This window comes from Jutongia hominis (genome assembly GCF_014384965.1).
In the GTDB taxonomy this organism is placed as follows: Bacteria; Bacillota; Clostridia; order Lachnospirales; family Lachnospiraceae; genus Butyribacter; species Butyribacter hominis.
Map to the genome: position 1 here is coordinate 181,147 of NZ_JACRSW010000001.1, position 13,270 is coordinate 194,416.

Below are 13,270 nucleotides of genomic sequence, written 5' to 3' on the forward strand. Positions count from 1 at the left end.
AAAAGAAACGCCTGAACCGGTAATGTTGCCGGAACAGGCGCTTTCTAGTCAGGGACTTTTTTTCAGTCTTATTTCATTTCTAAATTTTCATCGATCTTCCAATCAGCGATCAGCCAAATTTACTGTCAAAAAACATCTTACAGTTTATAAAGCGGACCATATGCTGCACACGCTCTGAAATCCTGTCCTTCTTTGTCCATACCAAATGCATTCCATGCTGCCGGACGGAAGATATCCTCTTCCGGCACGTTATGCATACAAACCGGAATACGAAGAATAGATGCTAATGTGATCAGATCTGCACCAATATGTCCATAACTGATCGCACCATGATTTGCACCCCAGTTGTTCATAACATCATATGCTGTTTTAAATGCACCCTCGCCTGTTGTTCTTGGAGCAAACCAGGTACAAGGCCATGTATAATCAGTACGTTTCCAAAGCTTATCCGATACCTCATCCGGGAGTTCTACCGTATATCCTTCACATATCTGTAAAACAGGTCCAAGTCCTTTTACTAAATTCAAACGTATCATCGTTGCAGGCATTGTTGCCTTTGTAAGATAACGTGAAGAGAATCCACCACCACGGAAGTAACCATTATCCGCTTCACACCATTCTGTTGCTTCTAAGCAGGCTTCCTGGTCCTCCTGTGTCATCTCCCAGAATGGCTTCATCACACCATTTCCGTTTTCATCCTTTACAGCACCACTTGCATCCAAGCAGGCTGCACCGGAATTGATCAAATGTAAAAATCCACCGGCTTCTTTTGCAACACCTTCCAATTCATAACCGGTTGCTTTCTTTACTGCTTCAGGACTCCAATATGTACGCACATCGGCAAAAATCTGGGCACGGCCTGTCAGAAGTTTCATAAAGAGCATTCCAATACCATTTAATGTATCATTTTCTGTTGCAAGAATGTAAGGTTCTCTTGCCCCATTCCAGTCAAAAGACGAATTCATCAACGCTTCTGCAAAATCACCATTTGGATAGAAGTCTGTCCACTGTCTCTGTCCCTGGAAACCTGCAGCGATTGCATTATGACCAACGGCTTCTTCTTCTCTTCCTTCCGGCAGATTTGGATTTCCATTCATCAAATCTTTTAAGATACACATCATCTTAACAACAAATTTCCAGTCTCTGTCTTTCTGTTCATCGTTTCTCTTTACAAAATCAGGATTTTTATCCCATCCTTCTTTACAATGTGACTTTGTCCATGAAAGTGCTTTTTCATACTCCTTCTCATCGTAAATGCCTTCTGTCATTCGACGAATGATCTCGACTTCATCAACTGATTCTACACGCATGCCAAGATATTCTTCCATAAAAGCAGAATCAATGATTGATCCGGCAATTCCCATTGTGACGGAACCAACCTGAAGGTAAGATTTCCCACGCATTGTAGCTGCTGCCACCGCTGCACGTCCAAAACGCAGTAATTTGACTTTTACATCTTCCGGAATCTCTGTCGCATCTGCTTCCTGAACATCTCTTCCATAAATACCAAATGCCGGCAATCCTTTTTGTGCATGTGCAGCGAGAACTGCTGCAAGATATACAGCACCCGGTCTTTCTGTTCCGTTAAATCCCCAGACACCCTTGATCGTATGCTTATCCATATCCATAGTTTCAGAACCATAGCACCAGCAAGGTGTTACTGTCAGAGTAATATCAACTCCTTCTTTTCTGAATTTATCTGCACATGCGGCTGTCTCTGCAACACGTCCGATCGTTGTATCAGCGATCACAACTTTAACCGGTTCTCCGTTAGAGTATTTCAGATTCTGACGAAAGAGTTCCGCAGCACTCTTTGCCATATTCATCGTCTGCTCCTCTAAGGACTCACGAACCTTTAAAGGTCCTCTTCGACCATCAATCGTAGGTCTGATACCGATTACAGGGTAATCTCCAATCAATCTGTTTTCTGCCATTCTATCCTTCCTCCTTTTAAAAGCAAAATACTTAATCATTTTTTACAGAACCTCTCTTGTATTTTACTATATTTTTGTATAAAATGCACTCTTTTTTTAATTATTCCGTTAAAAAGTGCAAAACAAAAGAAAACATCGCATAGTAAAATGAACGTCTGCTTTTGCCACCGGCGTTTTTACCATGCGATGTCTATTCTTTTTTATGTAAGTTATCTCAAAAGATTATTTTACCTTTACGGTAACCTTTGCTGACTTCTTACCAACTTTTACAGTAACCTTTGTGCTACCCTTCTTGAGAGCCTTTACCTTTACTGTAAGAGCATTCTTTGTAAGCTTCTTAGAAGTAACTTTAACGATCTTCTTATTCTTAACGCTTACAGAAACCTTATCTGTTGTCTTTGTGTTCTTCTTAGCAGTTTTTACTGTAAATTTAAGAGCAGCTTTCTTACCCTTCTTTACTGTAACTTTTGCTTTCTTTGCTTTTACTTTCTTACATGCAACTTTAACTTTCTTCTTTACAGGAGCCTTTGCAGTTTCTACTAATACTACAGGTGATACAGACGGTGTAGCTGATGGAGATACTGTTGGTGTTGCTGTTGGCTTTAATGTAGCCATTGTTGCTGTGTTTGTAGGTCCTGCCGGTGTTTCTGATGCTACAGGTGCTGTTGGTGTTGCTGTTGCTGCTGAACCTGTTGCTGTTGCCGCTGAACCTGTTGCTGTGATAGCCGGTGCAGAAGCCGCCTGTGAACCAGCTGTCTCATCCTGAGCAGATACGGTCTTAGCGTCTGTAAAGTTTGCACCTGCGACAACCAAAGCTGTTGCTAAAAACATAGAAACAACTTTTTTCATTTCTTTTGTTAATCTCATTTTTGTTTCCTCCTTGTGATGAAATAATTTTGGGGATAGTAAATTCTACCAAAAAGCATTATACGTCTTTCCTACTTGCAATCCTATTGACAATTTGCACATGTTTTTCTCACTTTTCGTCGATTTTTTGAATGCTTTTTTTCATTTTCACCGCAAAGAAGCTTTTTTTATTCAAAATCGGGAAAATTTCACGACTTTCCTTAAATTTTTCATACCTGCTTTCATTCAATTTTTCATGATAAGCTATTTTTATAGTATACTTTTTTATTGGTTTTGTATATTTTTACATCACTTTTCAACGCTTTTATATACATTTTTTGATGTTTTATTCTTTGTGTATCCAATTCCCTGTTGCTTTCTTGTGTTTCCAGTGATCCTGATTTTCATTATAATTTTTAACAAGTAATGTCTGCCATGGACTTGAAGTCTTTAAAGAACGATAGACTTTTTTTAATGCAATTCTTTTTCGGTTTCGCTTTGGCTCTCCAGAATCAGCTATAAAAACAGAGTCTGTATTTTTATCATATAAAAACAACGTAACATAATGCCCGGGTGTATCTTTCCAGAAACAGTTTGAATTTGAGCTGCTTACTAAAGCAATCATACAAGTATGATTCATGATCTGACCTTGAAACTCCCGGTAAGTTGCCGGCTTTCTCGAAACATTGCAATCCATACCCATCTTACTTAATGTCCTTCTCATGTATCCCCAGTCAATTGCACCACCACCTGCATATCCGGTGTGTTTCTTAGCATATTCGTATGCCTGCACCGGCGTACAACGGTATGGCGTAATCGATGAATAGATATTAGCAATGCAGCAAAGTCCACAGCCAAAGCCGCCAAAAGACCCCCCATCCATAAATGTTGTGCCCCAATAGCCTGACCATGTGATTTTTTGTCCCCATGATCTTGGTCCCTGAAGGTAACTGTACACATTGTCTTCGGGATTCCGTGTAGGCTGAATCTGTACCGGTTCTTGTGTTGCCGTGATCTCCGGTGATGCCTGTATCGTGATATCCGTGTTTTTCTGTGTCATGGTTTCTTTCACTGCCTTTTGACGGACTAATTTATTTGCCCAGCCAATGACAAGCAGAAGAACAAGAAGCAAAATGACTAACAGAATTTTATTTCTTTTTGAATTCATCCCGGCTTTTGAGACTTTTTTCATTTTTTCTTCGAACGTTGATACTATATTTTTGCGATCACAATTTCTCTTCTGGTTCTTTTTCATATACACCTCTTTGCTTTCTTTATCTATGTTATTGTCTGTGTATATTTACACTTTTTACTTTCTATTCCAAATCTTTTGTACTTACTCTGCTTCTCTATATATCCGGCTCTTTTATTTCACCTGATTTTTTACATTTGGTCTTTCCTCTTTAAACTTTTTCCGTATCGTTTGCTCTTGGTCTTTTTCATTTTAACCTTATGTTTATTATACTGATATCCTATGGCTTTTCAAGTTCAGCATTAAAAAGACGGATTTTTCCTGTTCAATAAAAAATTTTAAGTTTTTCCTAAACTCCCGACAAAAGACCTGAATAGAAAAACGGATGACCTTTATGTTACCATAAAAGCCATCCATTTATTTATTGACCGGAAATTCCGGTTATTTTATTTTTTGATTACAATGTAATCTCTACACTTGTAGAACCAGCCTTAGCTTCTACTGTCTTACCTTCAGCAGTTACCTTAAAGCTCTTATCTGTAGCAGCATAAGATACTGTGATCACATTACCATTGCGTGTAGCTGTAATGTCAGTAATCTTATTTGACTCGCTGTCAAAGATAGTTGCCTGTGCTGTCTTACCATCTTCTAATCCATAGACAACTGCTTCAGCATCCTGAAGATAATCATAAACAACTGTCATCTTATCTTCTGCGTCAAAGTTACCATATGTTACGATGCTGTTTGGACGTGCAAGAATCGGTGTCTGGAAATAATCACACTTTCTTGTATAGTATTTTCCGCCTTCATATGTTTCACCGGACTGGATATCTGTCCATGTTCCATTGTCCGGTACATAGAATTCCGCAATACCTTCTTCGTTCATAACAGGCACGATGCAAAGGTTATCACCAAGCATATACTGCTGATCAAGGTACTTACAAGCTGTATCGTCAGAGAATGCAATGATCATAGAACGCATCATCGGTACACCTTCTGTATGAGTCTTGTTAGCCTGGGCCCAAAGATATGGCATTAATCTTCCCTTTAATACTGTGTAATGACGAAGTACGTCACAAGCTTCTGTATCACCATCTTCATCATAAACCCAAGGTACTCTGTAAGAAGTAGAACCATGTAAACGGCTGTGTGTTGATAACAGGCCGAATGCACACCATCTCTTGTAAACATCAGCAGGTGCTGTAGCTTCGAAACCACCCATGTCGTGAGAGAAGAAACCAAAACCTGATGAACAAAGAGAAAGACCACCGCGAAGTGTTTCTGACATTGCTGAATATTCTGCGTAGCAGTCACCACCCCAGTGTACAGGGAACTTCTGTCCGCCTACTGTTGCACTACGGGCAAAGAGACATGCTTTGTCTTTTCCATAATATTCTTCCAATGCTTCAAATACACACTTATTGTAAAGGTATGTGTAGTAGTTATGCATCTTGATCGGATCTTTTCCATTGAAATATTTTACCTTTGTAGGGATTCTCTCGCCAAAGTCTGTCTTGATGTTATTAACACCCATATCAAATAATTTCTTAAGAAGACCCTTGAACCATTCGCAAGCTTCCGGATTTGTGAAATCGACGATTGCCATACCAGGCTGCCACATATCAGACTGGTATACGCTGCCATCTAAGTTCTTGATAAAGTATCCTTTTTCTTTTCCGATATCAAAGAGCTTTGACTGCTGTCCGACATAAGAGTTGATCCATACACAGATCTCAAGTCCTCTGTCGTGAAGTCTCTTTAAAAGTCCTTCCGGATCAGGGAACATATCTTTATCCCATTCAAAGTTACACCATTCATATTCTTTCATCCAGAAACAGTCAAAATGGAATACCTGAAGCGGGATCTTACGATCTTTCATACCATCAATAAAACTTGTTACAGTTTCTTCATCATAGCTTGTTGTAAATGATGTAGATAACCATAAACCAAATGTATATGCTGGTGGTAATGAAGGCTTACCTGTCAGATCTGTATAATGTTTTAATACATCCTCTAGGTTTTCACCACCGATAATGAAATATTCTAATTCTTCACCCGGCTGTGTAAATGTTACTTTAGAAACCGTATCAGAGTTTACTTCAAAAGAAACTTTGTCTGAGCTGTTTACAAATACACCATAGCTCTTTGATGAAATATAGAATGGAATATTCTTATAACTCTGATCAGAGCATGTACCGCCATCTGAGTTCCAGATCTCTACAACCTGTCCATTCTTTACAAATGGAGTAAACTTCTCACCGAAACCATAGATGCACTCACCGATATCTGTCTTTAACTGTTCTCTGATATATGTGCGGTTTGGATCCTGTGGATAGTTAAAGTCCTGATCATCTTCCTGTAATTCCATACGCGCATTTGCATGGAACTGGTTTTCATGGATGATCGATGTTGATCTCCATGCACCACCTGTCAGATGTCTATCTTTATAATAGAACTGTACATCCCAGTCATCGGCAATACGGATCACAACTTTTGTATCGCCTGAGATCAATTCTACGCTGTCTTCACTGCGATTGATCACCGGCTTAAAATTTGGATCCTCATTTAATTCAAAACGAGGAATGTTATCAAGACCGCCTCTGTAATGATCAATATGAACCTTAATTGTGTTTTCACAGGTAGAAGAATATGTAATCTCTAAGTTTGGACCTCCAAGAGTCATTCCTCTGTTCATAACAGTATAAGGTGTTGCAAGAACTTTAATGGCGTTCTCTGTCGTCTCAACCTTATATGCCTGTGATGCATAGTTTACTTCGTAACCTTTTTTGCTTAACCAAAATCCATCAGCTACCTTCATTGTAAATCTCCTTTCTACTATTTAAAATAATATGCGCAACCGGTTATAACCGGCTGTAATCAATTGCATTTCTCAGACATTTTTCACACATTTTCATGCATTCCTCTGTAAAATTGCAATTTGTATTTTTAACTTACAATCATATTATATTAACATATAACCCCATTGTCTATAACAAAAAACACGAAAAATAACACATTTTTGATATAAAGTCCCAATTCCCACATAAAAAAGAACAAATTTCTGCTACAAGCTTGCTTGTATAAAGAAATTTGTTCTTTTTTATGGACGGCGAATAGCCGGACTCAACCCAATGACTAAGCTTTTAGCAGCATGCTTTTTTGCTGCGGCATTCGCTGACTTTGCGAATGGCTTAGGAATTGGTTGTGTAGAAATCGGTTAGAGATAAATTGGGGCTATTTTCCCTTTTTCTCTTTATCCAGGCATTTCTCGCACACGCCGTAAAACATCGTCCTATGCGGATTCACATTAAAATGATGCTCCTGCCGCACATGTTCATACAGTTCACTCATATGCCCGCAATCCATATCCATGATATCGCCACAATCTTCACACTTTAAAAGAAATTTACTTTCTTCTTCCTGTGTTCCGACATATTGGTAGCACGCTCCGCTATTTCCATCAAGGACAATCTTTTGAACGATTCCTTCTTTTTGAAATTTATCCAACTGACGATAGATCGTTGTAAGTCCGACCGATTCGCCTCTCTCTTTTAAATATTCCGCAATCTGACTGACCGTATGATATTTTTGATCCGAAGCAATCAGAAATTGCAATATCGCATTCTGTTGCTTTGTGTGATATGTCTTTGCATGATTCATATCAATCCTACATTCCTTTCTCTGTCCGTATGTACTAAACTACAGACACAAATTTGTAGTATGAGAATCTGTCACATATGGATTTTCACACGAATGACATCTGTTATTTCACACTCCAAACCGTACCTTCTCTTGTGTCTTTGAGTTCAATGCCTTTTGCAAGCAATTCATCACGGATCGCATCTGCTTTTGCAAAATCTTTTGCTTTCTTGGCTTCTTTTCGCTGTGTGATCATATCTTCTACATAGGCTGCAAGTTCATCATCTACGACATCCTCTTTGATTTCTTTTGTCAGATCTAATGATAACACTTGATCAAATTCTTCAATAAGCTTTCTCTTACTGTAATCATTCATATCTGCCTTTAACACATCATATACGACTGTCAATGCCTGTGAGGTATTAATATCATTTCCTAATGCCTGTGCAAATGCATCACGATATGCTTTCATCTTTTCTTCTTCCGGATCGCCATCTTTGCTCAATATTGCAATCTTTTTGATCAATTTGTCATAAGCTGCTTTGACGTTATCCAGAATATCATACTGGAACAATAATGGTTTACGATAATGTGACTGTAAGCAGAACATACGATATACCAATGGGTTATATCCTTTCTTTTCCAATAAAGAAACGGTCAGAAAATCCCCCTTTGATTTGCTCATCTTACCGGTACTGTCATTCAAATGAAGAACATGGAACCAGTAATTGCACCATTTATGACCAAGATAAGCTTCACTTTGTGCAATCTCATTTGTATGATGCGGGAATACATTGTCAATACCACCACAATGAATATCTAATTTATCACCAAGATATTTGATACTGATCGCAGAACACTCGATATGCCAGCCCGGATATCCGACACCCCATGGGCTTTCCCACTTTAATTCCTGATCGTCAAATTTCGACTTTGTAAACCAAAGAACGAAATCTGTCTTACTCTTTTTATTTGTATCTTCTTCGACATCATTTCTGGCACCGACCATAAGCTCTTCTTCATTCTGGTTCGATAATACATAATAATTTTCAAGCTTTGATGTATCGAAATAAATATTGCCACCTGCTTCATAAGCATAGCCCTTTTTCAATAGCGTTTCGATCATTTCAATAAATTCAGGAATACAGCCGGTCGCCGGTGCAACGACATCCGGTGTTTTAATATTTAACTTCTCACAATCCGAAAAAAATGCGTCAGTATAGAACTTTGCAATATCCATCACGGATTTGTGTTCTCTTTTTGCACCCATCAGCATTTTGTCTTCTCCACTGTCTGCATCACTGGATAAATGTCCGACATCCGTGATATTCATGACACGATTTACATCATATCCTGCATAACGCAAACTTTTTTCCAAAACATCTTCCATAATATAACTTCGAAGATTACCGATATGTGCAAAATGGTACACTGTCGGACCACAGGTATACATCTTTACTTTACCCGGTTCGTTTGGTTCAAAAGTTTCGACTTTCTTCGTCAAAGTATTATATAATTTTATCTCATTCATGATCATCCTCATTTCCGGGCGCTCCATTTTCGCCCCTGTCGCTTGCTTTTTGCTTAGGCTCATTATATAAATTCTATTTCAAACTCACAAATACGCTCTTTCAGAGCTTTTCTTTCTGCTTCGCAGAAATATTTGTTCGTTAATTCGCCTTGAAAAGCAAATGCCGGCTCTGCCGTCGCTTGCTTTTTGCTTAGGCTCATTATATAATACAGGATTTCACATTATTTCACAAGTATTAGCAACAATTTATCCTCCAAAATCTATTGTATGCATTTTATTTAACAGATTGCATGACATGTATCTTACAAATCTTCCTTTGATTTCGTCTTATCTTCTTTTATTTTACGTCTTGCCGCCATGATCCCACCAACCTTTCCACTCTGTCTTGCCGTCAGCGATTTCCAGCCTTTCTGAACCACTTGGTCAAACAATCCAAGTTCCAGAGCAATCTCCCATTTTTCCTGTTCTTTTTTTTCAAGCAAAGCAATATCCTTTATATCTTTGATCTCAATCTTTTCTTTTTTCATTATAAACTTCCTTTCCTGATCTGAAATACCGAAAAAATTCACTATAATTCCCTTTCCTATGCATTTGTCTACTTGAAAGTCTCTTCAAAAAAATGTATACTATACCTATAGAATAGTGTGTTTCCCATTTATTTTATAAAACTATGAATTTAAGATTAGGGGGGTAACAATATGGCTTCAACAAATAATGCAAACTTTTCCCTTTTAAGTCAAAATGAAATTGACGTATTAGTGAAATTTTTATTAGAAAAAAAAGAAACTCTCGGCACAGATGTAATGAATCAGAAAAGCATTGACAAATTGATCATGTTGATTCAGACGGATTACGAAAAATTATCAAATCTGGATTCTTCTTATGCCAGATTTGATAAAAATATCTTAAAAGATCTGCACTTCAGAGAAAATGATGCCGATGTTTGTACTTTACATTTTAACACCGATGAGACAACTCATTTTGTAACCTTAGAGATTACAAATGAAACAACAAAACAGACAATGCCTCTTTTACCAAAGCATTTCGATGACAATGATTCTGATGCGTGGGGAATTTCTATGCCACCTGTATTATTTACACATCTTGCTCATACACTTTCCATTAAATTCACACAGGAAACATATGATAAGGTTTGTGATACATTTACATCACATCAGTATGGTACATTGAATTATCCGCTTCCGGCAATCTATCTTCCGGATAATATGTTGTTATTAGAATGTATTCAATAAAAATATTCGTACATAATGCACTGTTATCAAAGCTACATTTTTATGGAATAGGAAAATGCTTGTACAGTAGCGGTATACCAACAAGAATTGCTTTAGCAATTCTTGGAGTGCAAAGCGCTGGCTTTGCACTTTTTTATAGTTTCATTTTGACAAAACACAAGAGGCAAAGTAACTGACTGCTCCAGACACGCATATTAGTCCAAAAGAAAATGCCATATTCGATCATTCTTCATTGATCGAATATGGCATTTTTATATACTCGCAACTCTTTGCTTACGCCGCAACCCAGTCAAGTTCACGCATCATGCGCTCTCCCTGGTGTCGGTCACAATTTGCTGTGATCCACATTGGATTTCGCAAATCCATTGTCATAATTCCTAAAATAGATTTTGCGTCCACACAATAACTACCGCAATATAAATCCACATCTACGTCATACTGAGAAACAACATGGACAAACTTGCTGACATCTTCCACATCATTGAACTTAATTTCGAATTTTTCCATGATATGCACACTCCTTACCTGCAAAAACATCTTGTATCCTATATTTTGTTCCTATATCCCATCCAATATAACTCGTTGATACTACCACAAAACTTGACAGGTTTTTATACATTTCATACACTATATTGTACGTTTTCTATTATAGAGTGTGAATTTTTTATTCTATTCATTTCTTGTCTTTTTATATTTTTTGCGATATTTCGCCGGAGTAATTCCGTTCTTTCTTTGAAAATATACACTAAATCGGCTTTGCGAACTAAATGCACAAAACGTACTGATCTCCTGCAGTGAATAATCTGTATATTTCAAAAGATTCTCACTGCTTGATATCTTTTCATTGATGATATATTGTTTAAGTGTCATGCCCATGGCCTGGCTGAACTGTTCTGACAGATAGTTCGGCGTTACACCGATAAATTCAGCAATCTCTCTGACACGGATCGCATCATGGATATGACAGAATACATAATCACGCACCTGCATAACCAAAGGATTGTCATTGCCCTGTCCTTTCAGATCATGCACGGCATTGGCAAATTCAAACTCTGCATCACGCGTGGCTTTCTCGATCTTAACCGGTTCTGTCATGTTATCCTCAATATTACGAATAAAGGAATCCGACATGGAAAAAGCCATTTCCGGATTTAACCCACCTTCGATTGCACAACGGGTTGCATTCGTGATCACGCAAATTGCGAGGTTCTTATATTGTCTTACCGGATCACTTGCAAGAATACCAATATTACCGGAATATGTCTCGTTGATACTTTTCTTGAGAGCTGCAATATCACCTCTGCGGATACTGTCAAGTTCACGCAGTTCCTGTGCATATGGATTATGAGACTGTCCTGATTCCTGACGTTCAAAGACATTCTTTGTAATCTGTTCTCTGACATCAGAAATATCTACAAATATATTTTTTGCCCAAAGTTCACCGACACCGACTTCTTTGCCGGAAATCACATTCCAAAGAATGGATACGATCGTGGCAAATTCATCCTTTTGACAATATGGATATTGTGATGCTTCCTCATCTCCAAAATCATAAATGCGGATTTTTCCAAGTCCTAAGAAATATCCTTCTTCTTGTACCCACATCAAGCAAAAAGCCACTCCGTTTTCTTTGACATAAATACACGGAATTGTCTTTGATATCTCTATAGAAAAGTCTTCTTTTTCAATCAATTTTTTCCCATTATTTTCTTCGAGACATTGTATGATATCTCCCTCTGCACTATAGATACAAATCGGTGCATGTAATACTTTGATCATTTGCGTCGCTATAAATATATTCATCATAATCCCCATTTCCGCGCAATTTTTATCGTTTCTGTGTAACCCCTTCTTCTTATGCTAAGGCTGCTGTAATGATCGCCATAGAATATACTTCTGAAGCATTGCATCCTCTGGACAGATCATTAACCGGTGCATTCAATCCTAAAAGGATCGGTCCATACGCATCAAAGTTACCCATGCGCTGTGCAATCTTATAACCAATATTTCCTGCATTGATATCCGGGAAGATAAACGTATTTGCATGACCTGCTACTTTTGACTCCGGACACTTTGTTCTTGCAACACGAGGTGAAACGGCTGCATCAAATTGTAACTCCCCGTCAATTGGAAGTTCAGGGTATTTTGCTCTTGTTTTCTCTGCTGCATTACGCATCTTGTCAACAGCATCGCCCTTTCCTGAACCATGTGTAGAATAACTTAAGAATGCAATCTGTGGATCAACACCGAAAATTTTTGCACATTCTGCAGCTTCACCGGCAATCTCTACAAGCTCATCTTCGTTTGGTTCAATATTGATCGCACAGTCTGCCATCGCAAGAACCTCATTTTCACCGGTTGCACTTGGTCGAACCAGGATAAAGCATGAAGACACAATATTGTTCTCCGGTTTTGTTTTAATCAACTGTAATGCCGGTCTTACGGTATCGGCTGTTGAATATGTAGCACCTCCGAGAAGGGCATCTGCAATGCCCATCTTTACAAGCATGGTTCCAAAATAATTTGCCTGTAATAAAATCTCTCTTGCTCTTTCCGGCGAGATTCCCTTTTTCTTACGAAGCTCACATAAAAGATCCACCATTTCATCCATTCTGTCAAAGTGTTCAGGATCTATAATCTCAGCACCACGGATATTAAAACCGCATTCTTCTGCTGCTATTGCAATTTTTTCTGCATTTCCAATTAATATTGGATGTAAAAAGTTGCTTGCTAAAAGTCTTGATGAAGCCTCCAAAATTCGTGCATCTTCACCTTCTGTGAACACGATCTTTTTGGGATTCTTCTTTAAAATGTTAATCAATTGACCAAAACCAAACACAAAATCATCTCCTATCTTTATTTTATCTTACTCTGC

11 protein-coding genes are annotated in these 13,270 nt (G+C 38.2%); 1 reads left to right on the forward strand and 10 read right to left on the reverse strand.

Annotation, left to right across the window (positions count from 1 at the left end):
• Positions 1-137: 137 nt before the first annotated feature.
• The 7 genes from H8700_RS00755 to H8700_RS00785 all read right to left on the reverse strand — a co-directional run bounded on the left by H8700_RS00755 (position 138) and on the right by H8700_RS00785 (position 9,669).
• Positions 138-1,934, reverse strand: coding sequence for an L-fucose isomerase (locus tag H8700_RS00755; protein ID WP_022141359.1), 1,797 nt, complete (start codon positions 1,932-1,934; stop codon positions 138-140).
• 222 nt (positions 1,935-2,156) lie between these two features.
• A complete protein-coding gene (locus H8700_RS00760; RefSeq protein WP_249302253.1) occupies positions 2,157-2,801 on the reverse strand; it encodes a hypothetical protein in 645 nt (214 codons plus the stop codon).
• 325 nt (positions 2,802-3,126) lie between these two features.
• On the reverse strand, positions 3,127-4,035 hold the full coding sequence (locus H8700_RS00765; protein ID WP_249302256.1) for a chaperonin: 909 nt from the start codon (positions 4,033-4,035) through the stop codon (positions 3,127-3,129).
• 394 nt (positions 4,036-4,429) lie between these two features.
• Positions 4,430-6,790, reverse strand: a complete 2,361-nt coding sequence (gene yicI, locus H8700_RS00770; protein WP_249302257.1) for an alpha-xylosidase — start codon at positions 6,788-6,790, stop codon at positions 4,430-4,432.
• A 416-nt stretch (positions 6,791-7,206) separates the two neighbouring features.
• Positions 7,207-7,632 carry a Fur family transcriptional regulator gene (locus H8700_RS00775; RefSeq protein ID WP_249302259.1) on the reverse strand — a complete coding sequence of 142 codons (426 nt, stop codon included), beginning with the start codon at positions 7,630-7,632 and terminating at the stop codon, positions 7,207-7,209.
• Positions 7,633-7,735: 103 nt separating this feature from the next.
• Entirely contained in the window at positions 7,736-9,148 is a 1,413-nt protein-coding gene (gene cysS / locus H8700_RS00780; RefSeq protein ID WP_283242149.1) for a cysteine--tRNA ligase, read from the reverse strand.
• Positions 9,149-9,444: 296 nt separating this feature from the next.
• On the reverse strand, positions 9,445-9,669 hold the full coding sequence (locus tag H8700_RS00785) for a small, acid-soluble spore protein, alpha/beta type (protein WP_022141366.1): 225 nt from the start codon (positions 9,667-9,669) through the stop codon (positions 9,445-9,447).
• Between the two features lie 171 nt (positions 9,670-9,840).
• Between H8700_RS00785 and H8700_RS00790 the strand changes: the two genes are divergently transcribed.
• Complete coding sequence (locus H8700_RS00790; protein ID WP_249302262.1) at positions 9,841-10,395, forward strand: hypothetical protein; 555 nt, start codon at positions 9,841-9,843, stop codon at positions 10,393-10,395.
• A 273-nt stretch (positions 10,396-10,668) separates the two neighbouring features.
• Here the strand turns inward: H8700_RS00790 and H8700_RS00795 are convergent, their stop codons facing one another.
• The 3 genes from H8700_RS00795 to pta form a co-directional block, all read right to left on the reverse strand.
• A complete protein-coding gene (locus H8700_RS00795) occupies positions 10,669-10,902 on the reverse strand; it encodes an HPr family phosphocarrier protein (protein WP_022141368.1) in 234 nt (77 codons plus the stop codon).
• A 162-nt stretch (positions 10,903-11,064) separates the two neighbouring features.
• Positions 11,065-12,198, reverse strand: coding sequence for a helix-turn-helix transcriptional regulator (locus H8700_RS00800; RefSeq protein WP_249302264.1), 1,134 nt, complete (start codon positions 12,196-12,198; stop codon positions 11,065-11,067).
• 52 nt (positions 12,199-12,250) lie between these two features.
• Positions 12,251-13,234 carry a phosphate acetyltransferase gene (gene pta, locus H8700_RS00805; protein ID WP_249302266.1) on the reverse strand — a complete coding sequence of 328 codons (984 nt, stop codon included), beginning with the start codon at positions 13,232-13,234 and terminating at the stop codon, positions 12,251-12,253.
• Positions 13,235-13,270 lie beyond the last annotated feature (36 nt).

Coding starts and splice junctions, on each gene's coding strand:
- H8700_RS00755 (WP_022141359.1), bottom strand. CDS start 1,934: ATGGCAGAAAACAGATTGATTGGAGATTACCCTGTAATCGGTATCAGA.
- H8700_RS00760 (WP_249302253.1), bottom strand. CDS start 2,801: ATGAGATTAACAAAAGAAATGAAAAAAGTTGTTTCTATGTTTTTAGCA.
- H8700_RS00765 (WP_249302256.1), bottom strand. CDS start 4,035: ATGAAAAAGAACCAGAAGAGAAATTGTGATCGCAAAAATATAGTATCA.
- yicI (WP_249302257.1), bottom strand. CDS start 6,790: ATGAAGGTAGCTGATGGATTTTGGTTAAGCAAAAAAGGTTACGAAGTA.
- H8700_RS00775 (WP_249302259.1), bottom strand. CDS start 7,632: ATGAATCATGCAAAGACATATCACACAAAGCAACAGAATGCGATATTG.
- cysS (WP_283242149.1), bottom strand. CDS start 9,148: ATGATCATGAATGAGATAAAATTATATAATACTTTGACGAAGAAAGTC.
- H8700_RS00785 (WP_022141366.1), bottom strand. CDS start 9,669: ATGAAAAAAGAAAAGATTGAGATCAAAGATATAAAGGATATTGCTTTG.
- H8700_RS00790 (WP_249302262.1), top strand. CDS start 9,841: ATGGCTTCAACAAATAATGCAAACTTTTCCCTTTTAAGTCAAAATGAA.
- H8700_RS00795 (WP_022141368.1), bottom strand. CDS start 10,902: ATGGAAAAATTCGAAATTAAGTTCAATGATGTGGAAGATGTCAGCAAG.
- H8700_RS00800 (WP_249302264.1), bottom strand. CDS start 12,198: ATGAATATATTTATAGCGACGCAAATGATCAAAGTATTACATGCACCG.